General features: G+C 65.3%; 18 protein-coding genes and 1 pseudogene. 14 read left to right on the forward strand and 5 right to left on the reverse strand.

From position 1 onward, the window contains the following. Positions 1-18 precede the first annotated feature (18 nt). From PG892_RS09550 to PG892_RS09570, 5 genes are all read left to right on the forward strand, one after another. Positions 19-732 carry an AzlC family ABC transporter permease gene (locus PG892_RS09550; RefSeq protein WP_270825352.1) on the forward strand — a complete coding sequence of 238 codons (714 nt, stop codon included), beginning with the start codon at positions 19-21 and terminating at the stop codon, positions 730-732. A 2-nt stretch (positions 733-734) separates the two neighbouring features. Continuing rightward, a complete protein-coding gene (locus PG892_RS09555) occupies positions 735-1,070 on the forward strand; it encodes an AzlD domain-containing protein (RefSeq protein WP_010672834.1) in 336 nt (111 codons plus the stop codon). 122 nt (positions 1,071-1,192) lie between these two features. After that, the gene (locus tag PG892_RS09560; RefSeq protein WP_270825354.1) at positions 1,193-2,719 is read left to right on the forward strand and encodes a YjjI family glycine radical enzyme; all 1,527 of its coding nucleotides are present in this window, start codon (positions 1,193-1,195) and stop codon (positions 2,717-2,719) included. A gap of 37 nt (positions 2,720-2,756) precedes the next feature. Continuing rightward, the gene (locus PG892_RS09565; RefSeq protein WP_270825370.1) at positions 2,757-3,605 is read left to right on the forward strand and encodes a YjjW family glycine radical enzyme activase; all 849 of its coding nucleotides are present in this window, start codon (positions 2,757-2,759) and stop codon (positions 3,603-3,605) included. 117 nt (positions 3,606-3,722) lie between these two features. Then, positions 3,723-4,046 (forward strand): DUF1820 family protein, encoded by a 324-nt coding sequence (locus tag PG892_RS09570; protein WP_010672837.1) that lies wholly within the window; start codon positions 3,723-3,725, stop codon positions 4,044-4,046. Positions 4,047-4,062: 16 nt separating this feature from the next. Here PG892_RS09570 and PG892_RS09575 read toward each other — a convergent pair whose 3' ends face one another. Further along, positions 4,063-4,203: a hypothetical protein gene (locus PG892_RS09575; RefSeq protein WP_442865629.1), complete on the reverse strand. Its 141-nt coding sequence runs from the start codon at positions 4,201-4,203 to the stop codon at positions 4,063-4,065. 282 nt (positions 4,204-4,485) lie between these two features. Between PG892_RS09575 and PG892_RS22625 the strand changes: the two are divergent. Beyond that, positions 4,486-4,692: pseudogene (locus PG892_RS22625) on the forward strand (zinc ribbon domain-containing protein); the annotation flags it as partial. On the opposite strand, the gene PG892_RS09580 reads toward PG892_RS22625, so the two are convergent. Together PG892_RS09580 and PG892_RS09585 are read right to left on the reverse strand one after the other, a co-directional pair. Then, positions 4,689-5,450 (reverse strand): LysR family transcriptional regulator, encoded by a 762-nt coding sequence (locus PG892_RS09580; RefSeq protein ID WP_442865630.1) that lies wholly within the window; start codon positions 5,448-5,450, stop codon positions 4,689-4,691. The pseudogene PG892_RS22625 and the gene PG892_RS09580 overlap by 4 nt on opposite strands. A 58-nt stretch (positions 5,451-5,508) precedes the next feature. Further along, complete coding sequence (locus PG892_RS09585) at positions 5,509-6,705, reverse strand: amino acid aminotransferase (RefSeq protein WP_270825355.1); 1,197 nt, start codon at positions 6,703-6,705, stop codon at positions 5,509-5,511. A 392-nt stretch (positions 6,706-7,097) separates the two neighbouring features. On the opposite strand from PG892_RS09585, the gene bcsG reads away from it, so the two are divergent. From bcsG to bcsC, 7 genes are read left to right on the forward strand one after another with little or no spacing between them, the layout of a single operon-like run. Then, positions 7,098-8,744, forward strand: coding sequence for a cellulose biosynthesis protein BcsG (gene bcsG, locus PG892_RS09590; RefSeq protein WP_270825356.1), 1,647 nt, complete (start codon positions 7,098-7,100; stop codon positions 8,742-8,744). A gap of 14 nt (positions 8,745-8,758) precedes the next feature. Then, positions 8,759-8,983: a cellulose biosynthesis protein BcsR gene (gene bcsR / locus PG892_RS09595; RefSeq protein WP_270825357.1), complete on the forward strand. Its 225-nt coding sequence runs from the start codon at positions 8,759-8,761 to the stop codon at positions 8,981-8,983. Continuing rightward, entirely contained in the window at positions 8,980-9,642 is a 663-nt protein-coding gene (gene bcsQ / locus PG892_RS09600) for a cellulose biosynthesis protein BcsQ (RefSeq protein ID WP_270825358.1), read from the forward strand. Before bcsR ends, bcsQ begins: the two co-directional genes overlap by 4 nt. After that, positions 9,639-12,206, forward strand: coding sequence for a UDP-forming cellulose synthase catalytic subunit (gene bcsA, locus PG892_RS09605; protein WP_270825359.1), 2,568 nt, complete (start codon positions 9,639-9,641; stop codon positions 12,204-12,206). Before bcsQ ends, bcsA begins: the two co-directional genes overlap by 4 nt. After that, positions 12,203-14,428, forward strand: coding sequence for a cellulose biosynthesis cyclic di-GMP-binding regulatory protein BcsB (gene bcsB, locus PG892_RS09610; protein WP_128274219.1), 2,226 nt, complete (start codon positions 12,203-12,205; stop codon positions 14,426-14,428). Before bcsA ends, bcsB begins: the two co-directional genes overlap by 4 nt. Before the next feature lie 3 nt (positions 14,429-14,431). Beyond that, complete coding sequence (bcsZ, locus tag PG892_RS09615; protein ID WP_270825360.1) at positions 14,432-15,541, forward strand: cellulose synthase complex periplasmic endoglucanase BcsZ; 1,110 nt, start codon at positions 14,432-14,434, stop codon at positions 15,539-15,541. After that, the gene (gene bcsC, locus PG892_RS09620) at positions 15,526-18,969 is read left to right on the forward strand and encodes a cellulose synthase complex outer membrane protein BcsC (RefSeq protein WP_270825361.1); all 3,444 of its coding nucleotides are present in this window, start codon (positions 15,526-15,528) and stop codon (positions 18,967-18,969) included. Before bcsZ ends, bcsC begins: the two co-directional genes overlap by 16 nt. Before the next feature lie 28 nt (positions 18,970-18,997). Here bcsC and PG892_RS09625 read toward each other — a convergent pair whose 3' ends face one another. Beyond that, complete coding sequence (locus PG892_RS09625; protein WP_041214512.1) at positions 18,998-19,273, reverse strand: metal/formaldehyde-sensitive transcriptional repressor; 276 nt, start codon at positions 19,271-19,273, stop codon at positions 18,998-19,000. Positions 19,274-19,344: 71 nt separating this feature from the next. On the opposite strand from PG892_RS09625, the gene dmeF reads away from it, so the two are divergent. Next, positions 19,345-20,286, forward strand: a complete 942-nt coding sequence (gene dmeF, locus PG892_RS09630) for a CDF family Co(II)/Ni(II) efflux transporter DmeF (RefSeq protein WP_270825363.1) — start codon at positions 19,345-19,347, stop codon at positions 20,284-20,286. Between the two features lie 15 nt (positions 20,287-20,301). Here dmeF and PG892_RS09635 read toward each other — a convergent pair whose 3' ends face one another. Beyond that, complete coding sequence (locus PG892_RS09635) at positions 20,302-20,703, reverse strand: hypothetical protein (RefSeq protein ID WP_041211001.1); 402 nt, start codon at positions 20,701-20,703, stop codon at positions 20,302-20,304. Between the last annotated feature and the right edge of the window lie 112 nt (positions 20,704-20,815).

Here is a 20,815-nt window from a genome sequence, read left to right on the forward strand (position 1 = left end):
TGTGACAAGGATGATCCCATGATGTCGGAAACCCGCCCCCCTGTGCCCGAGCGCACGGGGGCGCTCTGGTGGCGTGCCACCCTGGATATGCTCCCGCTCTCCATTTCCGTCATCCCCTGGGGAATACTGTGTGGCGCCCTGGCGCTTCAGGCGGGTATGAGCCCGCTCCAGGCACAGCTGATGTCGCTGCTGGTCTATGCGGGGGCGGCCCAGCTCTCGGCCACCACCCTGTTTGGGGCGGGGACGCCGCTGCTGCCCATCATGGGCTCCACCATGGTGATCACCTCCCAGCATCTGCTCTATGGCTTCACCTTCCGGCGCGACGTGCTGCCGCTCTCCCTGCGCTGGCGGGCCAGCATCGCCTTCTTCCTGACCGACGAGATGTTTGCGGTGGCGCTGAAAGAGAGGGAGCGCAGCGGCGCCTTCAATCCCGCCTATGCGCTCATCGCGGGCTTTGTCTTCTATCTGTTCTGGAACCTGGCGACCCTGCTCGGCATCGCCGCCGGCCAGTACATTGACGGGCTGGACAAGATGGGGCTCGACTTTGCCATTGCCGCCACCTTTATCGCCATGACGCTTCCCGCCATGAAGAACCTGCCCATGGTGGCGGCCACTCTGGTGAGCGGCGGGACGGCGCTCGTCACCAAGCCGCTGCTGGCGGAGATCCACATCATCGTCTCGGCCCTGGCCGGCATGGTGGTGGGCTATGTGCTGCACCGGATGAGGAGGTGATCATGGGCTGGCTGATGATAGGGCTGCTGGCCCTGATCACTTTCTTCAACCGTTTTGCCTTCTTCTCGCGGTTGACCCGTTATCAGCCGGGGGCCGAGATGGGGGCTTTCCTCAGCTTCTCGGCCCAGTCGGTGCTGACCGCCATCTGGCTGCCCATCGTCTTCAGCTATGAGCCCGGCCACGGGCTGGACTGGGATCCGGACTACCTGGCCGCCACCCTGCTGGTGACGGTGTTGACCCTGCTGCGCCTGCCTACTCTGGTGGTGGTGGTCGTCGGCATGGGGGGCTTCTTCCTGCTGCGTTGGCTGGGGGGCGTGGCCCTGTTCTGGCCCTGGTGAAGGATGTGCCGTGATCCGGCATGGCGGATGTCTTAATGGGATATCCGCTCAGTTGGGAATGTCACTTCAAAAAAGGCCTCTCAAGTGTGAGGATTTTGGTTCCACCCGCCACGGAGCGAGCCATGTCTTTCACCGAAACCTGCCAGCGCATCGTGCGCGACCCTCTGCTCTCATCGGCCCAGAAGGGTCGGGCCCTGGCGCTCGCCGCCGAAAACGCGTTGCCTTACCCCGAGTTGCCTGCCGCCGTGCAGGATGCCATGGCACAAGGGATGCTGTGCGACATGTTCGAGGGGCACGCCCCCTACAAGCCGCGCTATGTGCTGCCGGATTACGCGCGGTTTTTGCGCCAGGGCTCGGCCTGGCTGGAGCTGGCGCCACCGCGTGACTTCGACGAGGCCCTCGATGCCCTGCGCATCCTCTACCACCACGTGCCCTCCGTCACCAGCATGCCGGTCTGGCTGGGGCGCCTCGATCACCTGCTGCTGCCCTTCGTCGGTGAGCTGGATGATGAAACGCTCCATCGCAAGCTGAAGGCCTTCTGGATCTATCTGGATCGGGTGCTGCCGGATGCCTTCATGCACGTCAACATCGGCCCCGACGACAACCGGATCTGCCGGCTGATCCTGCGCATCGACAGGGAACTCCAGCAGGTGGCGCCGAATCTCAGTCTGTTCCACGACCCGGTGCAGACTCCGGACAGCCTGTTGCTGCAAGGGGTCGAGAACATCTCGGCCTGCAGCAAGCCCCACATCGTCAACTATCCGCTGCACAGGGACACCTTCGACGAACGCGGCTTTGGCATCGTCAGTTGCTACAATGCCCTGCCCCTGGGGGGCGGTGCCAATACCCTGGTGCGCCTTTCCCTCAAGGGCGTGGCCGGGCAGAGCGCAGGGGTTGAGGATTTCATGGCGCGCACACTGCCTCACTATTGCGAGCAGGCCTCGCGGCTCATCGAGGCGCGTGCCGCCTTCCTGCACCGGGAGTCGGGTTTCTTCGACAGCTTCCTGGTGGAGGAGGGGCTGGTCGAGGAGACGCGCTTCGTCCCCATGTTCGGCATCTTTGGCATGGCGGAGGCGGTGAACCTGCTGATGGAGAAGGGAGGTTTGCCGTGGCGCTATGGCCATGACGATGAGGCCAACCAGCTTGGCTATCGCATCTCTGCCCGCCTCTCCGAGTGGGTGGCCAGGAGGGGCCAGACCCATGCCTGGGGCGGCCGCGCCCTGCTCCACGCCCAGGGTGGACTCAGCGTGGACAGGGGCGTGACCCCGGGGGTACGGATCCCCTATGGCGAGGAGCCGGATCCCGCCAGTCACCTGCTGGCCCTGGCGCCCCACCACGGCTTTTATCACTCCGGGATCAGCGAGATCCTGACCCTGGATCCCACCATACGCCAGAACCCGCAGGCGCTGCTGCAACTCTGCAAGGGGGCCTTCGCCCTCGGCATGCGCGAATTCAGTGCCAACGTGGCGGACAGCGATCTGGTGCGGGTGACCGGCTACATGATCCGCAAGCGCGATGTGGCCCGCTTCGCGGCAGAAGGCTCGCGGCTGCAGACCACCTGCCTCGGCGCCGAGGCGAGCGAGCTGACCGGGATCCGCCAGCGGGCACCGCGGGTGGTGGCTATCGAGACCCTCTTGAATGAGCACTGAGAACGGCAGGCAGAAGGGGGCCGAGTTCAGGGCGACGGTGAGCCGCTGGCTGCCCTTCTCCTGCGTGGACGGCCCCGGCAACCGGCTGGTGCTGTTTTTGCAGGGCTGCAACTTCCGCTGCCCCGGCTGCCACAACCCCCACACCATGGGGTTGTGCGATCACTGCGGTGACTGCGTGCCCGGTTGCCCGGGCGGAGCCCTGGCGATGCAGGAGGGGCGGGTGAGCTGGCAAGCCGAGCTTTGTACCCACTGCGACCGTTGCCTAGATGTCTGCCCTCGCCACGCCAGCCCCAAGACGCGCCAGATGTCGGTGGCCGAGGTGCTGGCCCTGCTGCGCCGCTATGGCCCGCTGCTCACCGGCATCACCGTCTCCGGCGGGGAGGCTACCACCCAGTTGCCGTTCGTGATCGCCCTGTTCACGGCCATCAAGGCTGCGCCGGATCTGGCCCGTCTCACCTGCCTGCTCGACAGCAACGGATCCCTGGGTGAAACGGGTTGGCAGCGGCTGTTGCCGGTGCTGGACGGCGCCATGATAGACCTCAAGGGGTGGCGCGAGCCTGTGCATCTGGCCCTGACCGGGCGGGGCCGCGAGCGGGTGCTGGCATCGCTGCAACTGCTGGCGCAGGCGGGCAAGTTGGCGGAGGTGCGGCTGCTGCTGGTGCCGGGGCGGAGCGATTTTCTCGATGCCACCGGCGCGCTGGAGGAGGCGTTGACGGCCTTCTTGCTGTCGCTGGGGCCCGTGCCCATCCGCCTCAACGGCTTTCGCCACCACGGGGTGCGAGGGGAGGCGCTGTCATGGCCAGAAGCCGGGTCGGCTGACCTGACAGTGCTTGCCAACGCATTGAAGGCCAAGGGATTTGGGTCGGTGATGCTGCCTGCGATCTGAGCTCTGCGGCACGTCGGGATGCTGAGACCCGATATGACGCAACTGTGAACTCTGTCTATAGGGGCTGTCCGAGGGGACGGCTAGAATGGGCAAACCGTCCATCACCAACAGATACCCATGAGTGAATCCAACGCCCTTTATCGAGTGCAGTTCATTTGTCACAGCGAGCGTTACGAAGTCTATGTAAGAGAGGTGAATCAGGGCCAGCTGTTTGGCTTCATCGAGATCGCCCACTTCGTGTGGGACAACCACACGGCGCTCATCGTCGACCCCAGCCACGAGAAGCTGAAGAGCGAATTTGCCGACGTCACCCGCACCCTTATTCCCATGCACCACGTGCTGCGGGTCGATCAGGTGCGCAAGCAGGGGGCCGCCCGCATCACCGAACTGGGCAACAACGTCACCTCTTTCCCAGGCCCCATCTATACCAAGAAGCCCTGAGTCCTGCCACCAGGCATCATTGTGGGGCGTCCAGCTCCCGGGCCAGTTGCAGGATGCGCTGACGGAACCAGCGCAGGGCGGGATCTTCCCCCAGGGGGCCATACCACACCAGGCTGTGGGTCACGGCGCCGTAATCGAAGGGAACGGGGCGGCTCACCAGATCTTTGCGAGAAGCCCCTTCCTTTTAGGGAGGGGAGGTAGAGCAAAGCGGGCATCGACCGCTCATCTTGGTTTGTATTTCTTTCTTATAAATTAGAAGCTTGGTTAACAATATTCGTATTGATATCTGGATTTAATTGGCTTATTATGGATAGGAATATTCGTAGGCGATGTGAGCCCCAGCAAACTGGTAAAGACCAGGATGGCAAAGTCCTGGACGCTGGCTGGGCAATGCTCAAGACACAACTGTAATACAAAGCGATAGCGCGGTCAGTGGTTTGAAGTCGTCAATGAAAGCTACTCCACCCAGACTTGCTCGTGCTGCGGGACAATTCCCACAAGCAGTCCGAAAGGTAGGGCAGATCTCGGAATAAGAGAATGGACTTGTGTTGAATGTGGAGCGACATATGACCGCGATATTAATGCGGCCAAGAACATTCTTGCGGCGGGACATCGCCGTCTAGCAGTAGGAATCCCCGTCCTTTAGGGCGGGGAGGATGTCAAGGCCGTGAGAATGAGATCGCTCTGGCGCAGCAGGGCGGCGGCGCTGCCAAAATCCGGCAGGGTGGCCCCCAGTCTGCGCCGTACTTGGCGCTGGGCCAGACTCTGCTCGAAGAAGGGATCGGCCAGCTCCTGATCGCGAATGGCGATGTGGCGCCAGCTCAGGTAGGCATCGAGATCCCAGGGGCGCGTCAACGCCGGATGATCCGCGCGCATCAGGCAGACCAGCTCGTCCTCCCGCAAGGTTTCCCAGACGAGGCCGGGCTGATTGACCCCGGGCTGGCTCTGATCGTGGGGCAGGATCACGAAGTCGAGCTTGCCCGCCGCCAGAGCAGCCAGTCCCTGCTCGTCCTTGTTACGCACGACGGGCATCAGCCCCGGCACCTCCTGCATCAACTGACCCAGTACGGCCCCCATGGGCCAGATGATGCTGCTCTCCCGCATCGCCAGGTTTAGCTCCCCCTGCCAGTTGGCAGGGGCAAATCCTTCCTGGCTGGTGAGGCCGTTGAGCTCCCCCAGCAGGCGGCGCAGAGTTGGGCCGAGGCGCTCGGCAAACGGGGTCAGCAGCAACTGGTTGCCCTGGCGGTAGAGCAGTTGATCCCCCAGCAGTTCGCGCAACTGGTTGAGGGTCTTGCTGACAGTGGAGGGGGTGGTGCAGAGGCGTTCGGCGCTGCGGGTGTCGAGCAGCAGATGCAGGGTCACCAGGTGGCGACCGCCGAGGCGGGAGAGGGCAATGAGATCCATCACGGTTCCACGGGCAAGGGGACAAATGAAAAGCCCCGCCTGAGCGGGGCTTGCGGGCTTAGCCCTTGAGCGCGGCGGCCATGGCGTCGGCCACGTAGTCGACGTTGCGGCTGTTGAGGCCCGCCACGCACATGCGACCGGAGCGCACCAGGTAGACGGCGAACTCTTCCCGAAGGCGGTCCACCTGCTCCGGCGTGAAGCCGGTGTAGCTGAACATGCCGCGCTGGTTGATGAAGTAACTGAAGTCGCGGCCCGGCACCTTGGCACTCAGCACCTCGAACAGCTTCTGGCGCATGGCCTTGATGCGGGTGCGCATCTCGGTCACCTCACCGACCCACATGGCGTGCAGTTCGGGCTGGCTCATCACCGCCGCGGTGATCTGGCCGCCATGGGTGGGGGGGCTGGAGTAGTTGCGGCGCACGGTGGCCTTCATCTGGCCCAGTACCCGACCGGCCTCTTCGGCATCCTTGCAGATGACCGACAGGCCACCGCAGCGCTCGCCGTAGAAGGAGAGGTTCTTGGAGAAGGAGTTGCTGACGAAGAAGCTGACGCCGGCGGCCATCATGGCGCGGATGGCATAGGCATCCTCTTCCAGCCCATCACCGAAGCCCTGATAGGCGATGTCCATGAAGGGGATCAGGTTCTTCTCGACCACCAGGGCGATCACCTGGTCCCACTGGGCACGGGAGAGATCCACCCCGGTCGGGTTGTGGCAGCAGGGGTGCAGTAGCACGATGCTTTTCGCAGGCAGGCTGCTCAGGCAGTCGATCATGGCGTCGAACTGCACGCCGCCGGTGGCCGCATCGTAATAGGGGTAGTCGTGCACCTTGATGCCGGCCCCCTCGAACATCGCCTTGTGGTTGTCCCAGGTGGGATTGCTGACCCACACCTCGGAGGTCGGGAAGTAGCGCTTGAGCAGATCGGCACCGATCTTCAGGGCGCCGGAGCCGCCGATGGTCTGGATGGTGGCGATGCGACCCGCCTTGACCGCTTCGTGCTCGGCGCCAAACAGCAGGTGCTGCACCGCGGTGCGGTAGTTGGCGGCGCCTTCCATCGGCTGGTAGGGGCGCGGGGCCGGGGCAGCGGCGCGCTGCGCTTCGGCCTGCTGCACCGACGGCAACAGCGGAATGCGGCCCTGCTCATCGTAATAGAGGCCGATCCCCAGGTTCACCTTCTGCTCGCGGGTATCTTTATGGAAGGTCTCGACTAGCGTCAGTATGGGGTCGCCAGCATAGGCATCGACGTGTTCAAACATGGGGGGTCCTTGAAGTTGACTGTCCAATTCGGCCGGCCATCAGCCGGGCCGATATGATGGCGCAATCCAGAGGTGGCCTCAAGTTGTTCGAGATGGCGACAGGGCTGACAAAGTCTGTCGCAGTGGTAAGCGCGGGGCCCTTGTCAGGATCCTGCATCCCGTCTGCACGTTCCCGCCATTTTGTCAGAGAAGGCTGCCTTATCGGGATCGTTTGGATAATATATGGATACATACGGCCCCTCTCATTCCCCTTACACCCATCCGGGGGAGTCAGGTTCAGCGCCACCTGAGACAAATTAATAGTTGCATAATAGTCAGGCTATTCTTTTGACAACCATTGCAGTGTGCCCGGCCCCTTCGGGGGGCCCACGATAACAGGTGACTCATCGCCGATGACCCGACACGTTTCTGATACCGATTCTCCCTGGCTGGACTGGCACGGCCTGGGTGGCTGGAATGTCTATTTTCTTGCCAAGCTCGCCCTGCTCTGGGGGGGATATCTCAACTTCCACCCCCTGATCAACCTGGTGTTTGCCGCCTTCCTGATCTTTCCCCTGCCAAGGGCCGGGTGGCGCCGTGCGCGGCACTGGCTGGCGTTGCCGGTGGGGGCGGGGATCTTCTATCACGATACCTGGTTGCCGGGGATAGAGAGCATTCGTTCCCAGGGCAGCCAGGTCTTCTCCTTCACCCTGGATTACTGGACGGAGTTGCTCGGGCGTTTCATCAATTGGGAGATGGTCGGCGCGGGGTTCGTGCTGCTGACGCTCTATCTGTTCATCGCCCAGTGGCTGCGCTTCACCCCCTGGATCCTGCTGGCGCTGCTCTGGCTCTGGGTCTCGCCCCAGGTGAGCAATCCCTTCGCGAGCAGCAAGGGGGCGAGCGAGCACGCCCTGAACACGTCCCGGGAGGAGACCCGCTCTTCAGTGCTGCCCATGGAGGAGCAGCCTGACCAGAGTGCCCCGCCGACCAACGAGAACCTCAACGCCTATCTCGATGACTTCTATCGGGAGGAGCAGGAGAGACTGGTGCACTTCCCGGAGAGCCTGCCAGCCCAGGCGACCCCCTTCGATGTGCTCATCATCAATGTCTGCTCCCTGGCCTGGCATGATGTGGAGGCGAGCGGCCTGAGCGGGCATCCGGTCTGGTCCCACTTCGACATTCGCTTCAACCGCTTCAACTCCGCCACCTCCTACAGCGGCCCGAGTTCCATTCGCCTGCTGCGGGCCAGTTGCGGGCAGACCAGCCACCAGGGGCTCTATGTGACGGCGCCGAAGCAGTGTCTGCTGTTCGAGAATCTGGCCCAGCTCGGCTTTGCCAAACAGGTGGCCATGGATCACTCGGGGGATTTTGGCAACTACCTGACCGGCCTGCAGCAGTATGCCGGGCTGGATGTGACCCCCATGGACAAGAAGGGACTGGCCCATGATCTCGCCTCCTTCGATGGCGAGCCCATCTATCGCGGGGATGCCCTGTTCGGCCGCTGGCTGAACGAGCGGACACAGAGTCAGGCGGCACGCAACGTCACCTTCTTCAACCTCATCGCCCTGCACGATGGCAACCGCTATGTGGCGAGCCGCCAGATAGCGCCCTACAAGGCGAGGCTCAAGACCCTGCTGGATCAGCTGGACGACTTCATGACGACGCTGGAGCAATCCGGCCGCAAGGTGGCCGTGGTGATGGTGCCTGAGCACGGCGCCGCTCTCACCGGCGACAAGATGCAGATGGCCGGGCTGCGGGACATTCCCAGCCCGAGCATCACCCAAGTGCCGGTGGGGGTAGCCCTGCTCGGTACCAAGGCGCCCCACGAGGCGACCCGCAACGTGTACACCCCCAGCAGTTTCCTGGCGGTATCAGAACTGGTCTCCAGGCTGGTGGGGAAGGATGTTTTCGGGAGCGAGACCATCGATTGGGATGCCCTGCTGGGCGACCTGCCACAGACCCCGTCGGTGTCCGAGAACCAGGGCTCGGTGGTGATCGAATATCAGGGCAAGTACCACATCAAGCTGGGGCAGGGGGACTGGGTTCCCTATCCCCAATGAGACCGGAGGTGACGATGCGCAGCGAACGGCAATCAGACATGCAGACCCCCTTCGGCGTCCCGGTGGAGGGTTCGGTGATCAATGACGTGGCCATGGTCCAGCAGGTCTTTGGTGTCAGCCTCTCCTACCAGGATATTGCCGCCAGGGAGCGGCTCGCCGCCTTGTGCGCACGCTTCCCCCTGCTGGCGGAGGTGGCAGTGAAAGGGCCCGAGGGGACTGGCGAGGGGAGGTCTGCATGAAGGTGATCGCCCTGCAGGGGATCCGGGGAGGTGTGGGGACCACCGCCATCGTGGCGGGGCTTGCCCAGGCAGCCCATGAGCAGGGGGCAAGGGTGCTGGCGGTGGATCTCTGCCCGGACAACCAGCTTGGCATCCACCTTGGCCTGCCCCATGACGATCCGGGAGGCTGGAGCCGGCTGACCCAGCCGGCGCGGGAGTGGCGAGGTGCGCTTCACCGTCGGGAGGAGGTACTGGATCTGCTCTCCCATGGCGGGGGGGAGGGGGCGTCGGCCGAGTGGCTGGCGGGGATCGATGGCTATGATCTGGTGCTGCTGGATCTGCCCCTGGGCATGGCCCCCGTCATTCCCTGCAGGCGCTTGCTGGTGGTCAATGCGGATGCCAACTGCCATGTGCGGCTTCACCGCCACCCCTGGGCGGCCGATGAGCGACTGCTGGTGACCCAGTTCTCCAGCCAGCGGGCCCTGCAGCAGGGGCTGCTGGATCTCTGGCTGGAAGGGGGGCTCCCTCTGCTCAATCTTCATCTGCACAGGGACGAAGCCATGGCGGAGGCCATGGCCGCCAAGCTGCCGGTCGGACGCTATGCCCCCACCAGTCTGGTTGCCCACGAGCTGGCCGCCCTGGCGACCTGGTGTCTGGCAGAGGGGGAGGCGCCCCGATGAGAGTGCGGCTGCTGACGCCGGCTGCGGGCCTCTGGTGCTCGCAGTGCTATCGCGCACTGCGCGAGCGGGGGGCTTCCCGCCCGGGGGCGGCCGCATTGACCCTGGGCTGGCTGCTGGCCTGGGTTATCTTCCCCCTCGAGCGTCATGGTTGGCAATGGGTGCTGAGCCATGCCCGGGGGCTCTATCCCCAGCTGACGCACCCCCGGGTGGGGGATCCCCTGCGCGTTCTGTTGCAGAGCCTCTGGATGATAGTGCGTCGCCCACAGCCCATCCCTCTGCGCTGGCCTGCCTCCTGGCAACGGCTCTGGCACCGGGGCACTCAGGCTCTCGGTGCCTTCCTGGCCCGTCAGGAGGAGAAAGGGCTGGCCGCCGCCAGGGCCACGCCCCGCGAGGCACGCTGGAAGAGCGTGCTGCTCTGCGTGGTGGCCGGGAGCCTCTCCCTGCTCTGCGTCACCCAGCCGTTCACCCTGCAGGCGCAGCTGGTGTTCGTCCTCCTGCTGGCGGCCATGGCCTTCATCCTGCGCGCCGTGCCGGGCCGTTATCCCATGCTGATGATGATGGTGCTCTCCCTCACCATCTCCTGCCGCTACATCTGGTGGCGCTACACCTCGACCCTCGACTGGTTCGATCCCGTCAGCCTGGCCTGCGGCCTGCTGCTGCTGGCCGCCGAGACCTATGCCTGGCTGGTGCTGCTGCTCGGCTACTGGCAGACCGCATGGCCCCTGCACCGCCCTCCGGCACAACTGCCGGCGGATCCGACCCAGTGGCCCAGCGTGGATCTGATGATCCCCACCTACAACGAGGATCTCGCCATCGTGAAGGGGACTGTCTACGCCGCTATGGGGCTTGACTGGCCCGCCGACAAGCTGACCATCTGGCTGCTTGACGACGGGGGGCGGGCGGCGTTTCGCGACTTCGCCGAGGAGGCCGGGATCCGCTATGTGGCCCGGTCGACCCATGAGCACGCCAAGGCGGGCAACATCAATCACGCCCTCAAGATGGCCACCGGGGATCTGGTCGCCATCTTCGACTGTGACCACCTGCCGACCCGCTCCTTCCTGCAGATGACGGTGGGCTGGTTCTACCGGGATCCCCGTCTGGGCGTGGTCCAGACCCCCCACCACTTCTTCTCCGCCGATCCGTTCGAACACAACCTGCAACGGTTTCGCAAGATGCCGAACGAGGGGGCCCTCTTCTACGGCCTGGTGCAGGATGGCAACGACATGTGGGACGCCAGCTTCTTCTGCGGCTCTTGCGCCGTCATCAAGCGCACTGCCCTGGACGAGATCGGTGGCATCGCGGTGGAGACGGTCACCGAGGATGCCCACACCTCCCTGCGGCTGCACCGCCTCGGCTACACCTCGGCCTATATCCGGATCCCGCTGGCGGCGGGGCTGGCCACCGAAAGCCTCTCTGCCCACATCGGTCAGCGCATCCGGTGGGCGCGCGGCATGGTGCAGATCCTGCGTCTGGACAACCCCCTCTTCGGCAAGGGGCTCAAGCTGGGGCAGCGGCTGTGCTACTTCAATGCCATGCTGTATTTCCTCTCGGGCATACCGAGGCTCATCTTCCTGACGGCGCCGCTCGCCTTCCTGATCCTGCACGCCTACATCATCTATGCCCCGGCGGCGGCCATCGCCCTCTACATGTTGCCGCACATCTTCCACAGCGCTCTGACCAACTCCCGGTTGCAGGGCAAGGTGCGCCACTCCTTCTGGGGCGAGGTCTATGAGACGGTGCTGGCCTGGTACATCGCCAGGCCGACCACGGTGGCGCTGTTTGCACCCCACAAGGGGACGTTCAACGTGACTGCCAAGGGGGGGATGACGGAGGAGGTGTTCCTCGATCTGTCGGTCTCCCGCCCCTATCTGCTGCTGATCCTGCTCAATCTGTGCGGGCTGGGGTTCGGCCTCTGGCGCATCGGCACCGGCCCTGCCGACGAGGTGCCGACCCTGATCCTCAGCATGATCTGGACCCTCTACAACATGACCATACTGGGCGGCGCCCTGGCGGTGGCCTTCGAGTCGCGGCAGGTCCGTGCCAACCCCAGGGTGGAGATGGTGATGCCGGCGGCCATCAGGCTGGCGAACGGTCACCTCTACCCCTGTACCGTCAGGGATTACTCCAACGGGGGGGTCGGGGTGCTGCTCGAGGCGCCCCTGCCCCTGGCCGACAAGGAGAGGGTCTGGTTGCTGCTGCGCCATGACCAGCGGGAGCAGGCGTTCGCCGCCAAGGTGCAGTGGGTGTTCGGCTGCAAGCTGGGACTGGAGCTGGAACCCATGGCGCAGGCGCAGCATGTCGAGTTCATCCAGTGCACCTTCGCCCGGGCCGATACCTGGTCCCTGTGGCAGCAGCGTCTGGGCAAGGATCGCCCCCTCCACAGCCTGATCGACATTACCCTGCTCGGCTGGGGGGCTTACTGGCGTCTGGCCCGTACCTCACCCATCGGCTTTGTTTGTATCCTCCTCGAGAAGCTGGCTCGCTGGCTCCTCTCCTTCGTTCCCCGTCGCGTCTCCCCAGATTTCCGGGCCGGGACTCCGACCTCACAGACAGTGAAAGGATGATGAAACCACAACGCTACCTTATTCCTCTCCTGCTGATGGCTCAGGGTGCGACCGCCGCCGAGGCTGTCGGCCCCCTGCCGCCTGTTCCCGCTCCGGTGCGCACCCAGGGGATGAGCTTTGAACAGATGGCATCATCGCCAGGCACCCTGTCCCTGCGCGGCAATGCGCCAGACGGACTGGCCGACTTCACCGTGCGGCGGGACGAGGTGGTGACCCGGGCCACCCTGGACCTGAACTTCACGCCATCGCCCTCCCTGCTGCCGCTCATCTCCCAGGTCAAGGTCTATCTCAATGACGAGCTGATGGGGGTGACGGCCCTCAACCAGGATCAGATGGGGACGATGACCCATGCCAGCATCGAGCTGGATCCCCGCTATGCCAAGGATTTCAACCGCCTCAAGGTGAGCTTCGTCGGCCACTATCAGAAAGTGTGCGAGAACCCGGCGAGCGACACCCTCTGGCTCAACGTCAACCGGGACAGCAAGCTGACCCTGCAGTTGCAGACCCTGCCGGTGCGCAACGAGCTCTCCTTCTTCCCCATGCCGTTCCTCGACGTGCGGGACAATGGCAAGCTGACTCTGCCCATGGTGTTCACGGGCTCAGTGCCCCCGGAGCAGCAGCAGGCGGCGGCGGTGCTGGCCTCCTGGTTCGGCACCAAGGCCCAGTGGCGGGGCCAGCATTTCCCGGTGCTTATCAACCAGTTGCCGGATCGCAACGCCGTGATCTTTGCCACCAATGACGCGCGCCCCGATTTCCTGGTGGACTATCCCGAGGTGAAGGGGCCCACCATCGACATGATCAGCTCCCCCGACAATCCCTATGTGAAGCTGCTGCTGATCCTGGGGCGGGATCAGCAGGATCTGCTGACGGCGGTGCAGGGGCTGGCGCGAGGCGATGTCATGCTGCGTGGTCAGAGCGTCATGGTGGACGAGGTGAAGCCGCTCTCCCCGCGTCAACCCTACGATGCCCCGAACTGGGTGCGACTGGATCGCAAGATGCGCTTTGATGAGCTCACGGAGTACCCGGGCCAGTTGCAGGCAACGGGACGCACGCTGTGGCCCATGAGCCTGACGCTGCGCCTGCCGCCGGATCTCTATCTGCTGGGGGAGAACGGCATCAGGACGGAGCTGAAGTATCACCACACCTCGCCCACTCTGCGCGACGGTTCCCGGCTGGATGTGGGGGTCAACGGCCAGCTCATGAAGTCGTTCACGCTCGAGCCCGGCGAGGTCAAGAGTGAGCGGTTGCTGACCCTGCCGCTCTGGTTTGCCGACGACGGCGACACCATGGCGCTGCGCATGCCCGGGCTCAAGACCACCCAGGCCAACAGCCTGAGCTTCTCGTTCGAGTATGCCCAGCAATACATGGGAGGAACGGAGGATGGCCGTTGCGACCTGGTGATGCCGCCTGCCCATCAGGTACGCATCGACGAGGGCTCCACCATCGACTTCACCGGCTATCGCCACTTCATCGAGATGCCCGACCTCAAGGCGTTCGCCTATGCCGGCTTCCCGTTCAGCCGGATGGCGGATCTCGCCGACACCCAGATTGTCATGCCGGCCAGACCCCATCCCGGGCAGATCACCACCTTGCTCGATGCCGTCGGTGCCATCGGGGCCGAGACCGGGTATCCGGCGCTCTCCCTGCAGGTTCTGGACGACTGGGAGCGGGCGCGCACCGCGGATCGGGATACCCTGCTCATCGGCACCCTGCCGGAGGAGTTTCGAGGGGATCTGGCTCCCGACGCCCTGCTGCAATCCACGCGCAGCTGGGTCAACGAGCCAACCCGCCAGCACAAGGGGGATCTGCTGCACACCATGGCCGATCGCCAGCCCCAGGCCCGGGTGGGCATGACGGGCAACCGGGCCATCGCCGTCATCCTGGGGCTGCAATCGCCGACCCATGATCAGCGCAGCCTGGTCGCACTGCTGGCGGATGGACCGGCGGGGGTCACATTGCTCAATGAGGCTCTGCAGACCCGGACCCTGCGCGATCAGGTGGCAGGCTCGGTGGCCATCATCCGGGAATCCGGGGTGAAGAGCCTGGTGGTGGGGGATCGCTACGAGGTGGGCTACCTGCCGTGGTGGGAGCGTCTTTGGCAACTGTTTGCCCGTTATCCGGTGCGTCTTGCCGGGCTGACCCTGCTCTGCATGCTGGTACTGGGCTGGGGCCTGCGGGTGCTGCTCGCCAGTGCCAGTCGCCGCCGTCTGAAGGAAGATTAAGAGATGACTCAGATGAAAAATGTCTGTGGTGCCCTGCTCCTCTGGGCCCTTTGTTCCCTCCCGGCGCAGGCCGTCTGCCACTGGCCGGAGTGGGATCACTTTCGCCAGCACTACATCAGCGAAGAGGGCAGGGTCATCGACCCTGCCGAGGGGCGCCGCATCACCACCTCGGAAGGCCAGAGCTATGCCCTCTTCTTCGCCCTGGTCAACGATGACAGGGAGACCTTTGCCCGCCTGCTCGACTGGACGGAGCGGCAGCTCGCCCGCGGGGATCTGACCGGCTTCCTGCCATCCTGGCTCTGGGGCAGGCAGCAGGACGGCAGTTGGGGTGTGCTGGATGCGAACAGCGCGTCCGATTCGGATCTCTGGATAGCCTACAGCCTGCTGGAGGCGGGTCGCCTGTGGGACAACCACAGCTACTCGGCCCTCGGCACCCTGTTGCTGCGCCGTATCGCCCGGGAGGAGGTCGCCACGCTGCCGGGTCTCGGCCCCGTGTTACTGCCCGGGGCGAAAGGCTATGAGGGGGAGGGAAGCTGGACCCTCAATCCCAGCTATCTGCCTCCACAACTGCTGGCCAGATTCGCCTCCTTCAAGGGGCCCTGGGGCGAGATGCGGGCCCTCTTGCCCAAGCTGTTGCAGGAGAGTGCGCCCCGTGGCTTTGCCCCGGACTGGGTGGACTGGCAGGCCGACAAGGGATGGCAGGTGACGGCGGACAAGGGACCCCAGGGCAGCTACGACGCCATCCGCGTCTACCTCTGGCTCGGCATGTTGAGCGAGGAGGATCCCGCCAGGGCTTCCCTGGTGGCCCACTTTGCCCCCATGCTGGCGCAGCTGACCGAATCGGGTCATCTTCCCGAGCGGGTATCCAGCCAAAGTGGTCAGGTTCAGGGCAAGGGGCCGAGCGGCTTTGCCGCCGCCCTCCTGCCCCTGTCACGGGGCTTGCCGGCGCAGGTCACCTTGCGCAAGCAGGTCTCCGATCACGGGCTGGATGCGGATGCCTACTACGGCAGCGTGCTGACCCTGTTCGGCGCAGGCTGGGATCAGGGGCGTTATCGCTTTGCCGCCGACGGTACCCTGCAGCCGGATTGGAGCGAGTCATGTCAGGCAGAGTGACCCTGGCTTGCCTGCTCGCCTGCCTGATGAGCGGCAACCTGGCGCTGGGGGCCGTGCAGCCGGTGGACTGGCTGCTCGAGCAGGTCAGGATAGGGGAGGCCAGCGGGCGTGAGGATCTCGTCAGCAACAGCCTCTATTCCCTCTCCCTGGTGGAGCCCAATCACCCGGAGCTGCTGGCGGCCCAGGCGCGCCAGGCCCTGCGTCAGGGCAAGATCAGGGAGGCGAAGGCGCTGCTGGCCCGGCTCGGCAAGCTGGCGCCGGACTCCCCGATTTACCGCCAGGGCATGGCCAATCTCGCCCTGAGCGACTCGGCCCAGCGCCAGCAACTGCAACAGGCGCGGCTGCTGACCAATGCCGGCCGGCTGGAGGAGGCCGAGCGCCTCTATCGCTCCCTCTTCGTGGGGGATCTGCCCCCGAATCTCGACGTGGCGGTGGAATATGCCCTGCTGCAGATGCGCATGCCCGCCATGAAGGCGAAGGGCATGGCCTCGCTGGAGAGCCTGAACCGGCAATATCCGGGTGAGCCACGGGTGCGCAGCGGGCTGGCCCGCCACTACCTGGCCGACGGTCGGCGCCAGCAGGCCCTGGGGCTGCTGCGGGAGATGGCGAAGGATGACAACAGCCGCGGGGAGGCGGCGGAGATCTGGCTGGCGGACATCGAGGCCATGCCGGTCGGGCCCCGGAGCATCGACGAGTTGAAGCAATACATAGCCCTCTTCGGTACCGAGATGGAGGCCGACAAGGCCGAGGCGCTGCTCGCCACCCAGGAGGCGCAGTGGGCCTCTCCGGCCTATCGCTCCCGACAGCTGGCACTGGCCCGTACCGCCAGCGGCGGAGCCTCCATCGCCGAGCTGCAGCGGGCCCTCGCCGCCAATCCCGGGGATCCCGAACTCATGGGGGCCCTGGGGCAGGCCTATTCCCGCCACGATCAGCGCGCGCTCGCCATCGCCCAGTTTGAACAGGTGCTGGCACACCCTGAGGTGACCGACAAGGACAAATGGCGCAGCCTGCTGGCCACCAACCGCTACTGGCTGCTGGTGAGCCAGGGGCGCAGCGCCCTGGAACGGGAGCAGTGGGATGAGGCGGCGACCCTGTACCGCCGTGCCATCGCCCATGATGGGCGTGAGCCCGAAGCCTGGCTGGGGCTCGGAGACAGCGAGCGTGGCCGCCATCGCGATGCCGACGCGGAGTCTGCCTACCGCAAGGCGCTCGCCATGGGGAGCGCGCGGGAGCGGGCCCTGGCCCGGCTGTTCGATCTCTACAAGGAGCAGGATCCGGCGCGTGCCCTGGCCCTGCTGGAGCAGCAGGGCCCCCCCGGGATGCAGGCCGAAGGGCGGCGGCTCAAGGCCGGGCTGTTGCAGGAGGAGGCCGATCAGCTTGATCGGGCCGGCAAGGTGGCGGCGGCGCTGCGCCTTCGCGAGCAGGCACTTGCGCTGACCCCGGAAGAGGTGTGGCTGGCCTATCGAGTGGCCGATACCCGGGCCCGCCTCGGGGAGGCCGGCAGCGGGGAGCGGCTCTTGCGGGAACGGCTGGCGGCGCACCCGCAGGATGCCACCCTGCGCTACGCCACCGCCCTCTATCTCTCGGGGCAGGACAAGATGGTGGAGGCGAGAGGGGTGCTGGCCGCCATCCCTAGGTCCGGCTGGACACAAGACATGGATGCGCTGGATCAGCGCCTCGCCCGCGGCGAGGTGCTCGCCAGGGCGAGGGCGCGTCACGAGGCCGGGGATGATGAGGGGGCCGAACGCCTGCTTCAGCCGTTGCAGCCGGATGAAGAGGCGAGCCTGATGCTGGCGGAGTGGGCCACGGATCGGGGGGCCTATGCACTGGCGGAGCTGCGCTATCAGGAGGTGCTTGCCCGCACGCCGCAACAGCCCGAGGCCAGGCTTGGCATGGCCGAACTGGCCAGGGCCAGGGGCGATCTGGCAAAGGCCCGTCACTGGCTGCCCGCCTGGCCGGTCAGCCCGCTGCCCCCGGAGGGGGCCAACTACTACCGCCGGGTAGCCAATCTCTATCAGGCGCTGGGAGAGGGCGAGACAGCCCGCGCCATCTTCACCGACTACGAACCCCTGGTGGCGATGCAACCGGCCTCCCAGCAGACGGCGCTGTTCTGGCGCGATACCGCCCGTCAGCGCGTTGCCGAGCATGATGTGGAAGGGGCTCTGGTGCGGGATCGCAAGGGACTGGTGGCCGCAGGTCTGGCCCCCCGCGAGGATCTGGAGGGGGGCGAGCTGACCCGGCTGGCCCGCAGTCAGGATGGGGAGGGGTGGCTGGCATCCGGCCTGCGCAGCGATCTTGACAGACATTACCGGCAGAGCCAGACCACCTTCTCCCTCGACAGCGATTACTGGGGCTCCAGCGGTACCGGGGGCTACTCGGATCTGCGGGCGCTGACCCAGATGGCACAACTGGATACGCCGCTGGCCGGTGGTACCGTCTTCGGCCGCCTTGAACTGGTCGACATGGATGCCGGAGATCTGCCGGACTCTCCTTACCGGGCACAGTTCGGTACCTGCGCGGCCAGGGACTGTCGCGGGGACGCGCACCAGCAGAGCCGGGGCACCACCCTGGCGGCAGGCTGGCAGCGGGGGGCCTGGGCGTTCGATCTGGGGACCACGCCCCTCGGTTTCGAGGTGGTGGACTGGGTCGGGGGCGCCACCTTGACCGGTGACTGGCACACGCTGGGGTGGGGGATGACCCTCTCGCGTCGGCCCGTCAGCAGCTCGCTGCTCTCCTATGGGGGAACGGTGGATCCGGGCACGGGCATCAGCTGGGGCGGGGTGCGGGCGAACGGGATCCGCCTCGATCTCAGCCGGGATCTGGGAGGGGCCGTCGGGTTCTGGGGCAGCGCCCAGCAGCACCTGCTGACCGGCAAGAACGTGCCCGACAACTGGCGCACCCGGCTCATGGGAGGGGGCTATTACAAGTTCGTCAACGAGACCCATCGCCGTGCCAGCGTGGGGCTCAGCACCATGCTGTGGCACTACCAGCAGGATCTGGGGGGCTATACCCTGGGGCAGGGGGGTTATTACAGCCCGCAGGGGTACTTCTCGCTCTCGGTGCCGGTGAGCTACCGGCAGCGTACCCCGGACTGGTCGTGGGAGCTGGGGGGATCGGGATCCTGGTCCTACGCCCGAACCGACGACAGCCGTCGCTACCCGCTGGAAGGCCTGCTGCCCGCCGGTTTGCCAGACAGAAATGCGCCTGTGAAAGGGGGCAGTAGCAGTGGATTCGGCTACACCCTGAATGGCGTGGTGGAACATAGGCTGACGGAACACTGGCGCATCGGTGGCCGGGTGGACATCCAGCAGGCGGATGACTATGCCCCCAGCCATGTCACCCTGTTCCTGCGCTACACCTTCAAGCCCTGGCAAGGGGATCTCGACATGCCGCCAAGGCCTCTCACCCCCTACGCGGACTTCGACTGACAGAGGCGCCCGTCATCACCGGGCGCCCTTATTTCAGATAGGAACGCAGTACCCTCACCACCTGATCCAGATCCTCCAGCCGCTCGGCATGGGTCGCCTCCTCGGCGCCAAGATGCTCGCGCATGTGCCCCTCCAGCACCTCCAGCATCAGGCCGTTGACGGCGCCGCGGATGGCGGCGATCTGCTGCAGGATGGCGGCGCAGTCTGTTTCCTGTTCCAGGGCGCTCTCCAGGGCACCGGTCTGCCCCTTGATGCGCCTGACCCGTGCCAGCAGCTTCTTCTTGTCGTGAACCGTGTGTGACATGCAGGATCCTCTCGATCAATAAAACTATACTGGGGTATAGTATATAGCATCCTCGTTTTCAGGAGAAATCCATGCCATCCCTCGCCTCATCCCACTGCCATCACCCCGTCGTCCACGAAGGGAATCCCCTGGCCGAACAGAAGACCCGCTGGGCCGTGCTGCTCACCGTCGTCATGATGGTGGCGGAGATCGGTGGCGGCTGGTTCTACAACTCCATGGCGCTGCTGGCCGACGGTTGGCACATGAGCTCCCATGCCCTGGCCCTCGGCCTCTCGGTGCTGGCCTACCGCGCCGCCCGCCACTTCGCCCGCGACCACAGGTTCAGCTTCGGTACCTGGAAGATAGAGGTGCTGGGGGGCTTCAGCAGCGCCCTGCTGCTGGTGGGGGTGGCGGGGTTGATGCTGTTCGAGTCGGTGGCCAGGTTGCTGGACCCCAGCCCCATCCATTATCAGCAGGCGATCGGCATTGCCCTGCTGGGCCTGCTGGTGAATCTGGCCTGTGCCTGGCTGCTCAGGGACGATCACGGCCATCACCATGGTCACGACCCCCATCACGGTCATCACGACCACTCGCACGATCACCACCACGGCCATCAGGATCTCAACCTGCGCGCCGCCTACCTCCACGTGCTGGCGGACGCGGCCACCTCGGTGCTGGCGATTGTGGCGCTGGTGGGAGGCATGTTGTGGGGGGCGGACTGGCTGGATCCCCTGATGGGCATCGCCGGGGCCGTGCTGGTGGCGGTGTGGGCCAGGGGGCTGCTGCGTGAAACCGGGCGCGTCTTGCTGGATGCGGAGATGGATGCGCCCCTGGTGGACGAGATCCGCGAGGTGATCGCCGAGCTGCCTGGCGCCGAGATCCGCGATCTGCACGTCTGGCGGGTGGGGCAGACGCAGTATGCCGCCGCGATGTCGTTGCAGATGGCGACCCCGGTCCCGGCACAGGCGATCCGCGAGCGCCTCGCCATCCACGAGGAGCTGGTGCACCTGACCATCGAAGTGTCTGCCGACTGACGCCCCTGGCGGGCGTCAGCGGGGAGGCTCGCTCCCCTGATCTTGCCAGAGGGAGCCCAGCATCAGCCTCAGCAGCAGTCCCGGCGGGTCGTCGAGCAGGCGGCCCGGCTCCAGCAGCAGGTGGCCGTCGGCATGAAAGCCCAGGCTGGCGTGAACCTTGCCTTCCTCGCCACACACCTGGAGGAGGCCGTTCAGGGAACCCCCCTCGCCGGGTTGACAGCGCAGCCGCAGCTCCCGTGGTTCCCCCAGCAGGGTGAAGGCGCGGGCGAGGGGCGGGCTCTCTTCATAATCCGGCCAGTTGAAGAAGTGATAGCGTTCGGCGAGCACGCCGGCCTGCTGGCAGAACTGATCGAACAACTGGGCAATGCCCTGATACTCCTGGTCCAGCCGCCTGGCCTGCTCCTCAATCCGTTTCATCACCCAGCCCCCTCTATCCATTTGATTGGACATTGATTTCGTCACTCGCTCCCCTCTTCACGCTGGTATGGGCCGAAAGCGGTGCCAGGTCTGTGAGCGCGATCGAATTTTC

Origin of the sequence: Aeromonas sp. QDB68 (genome assembly GCF_027707405.1) — a bacterium.
GTDB lineage: Bacteria > Pseudomonadota > Gammaproteobacteria > Enterobacterales > Aeromonadaceae > Aeromonas > Aeromonas caviae.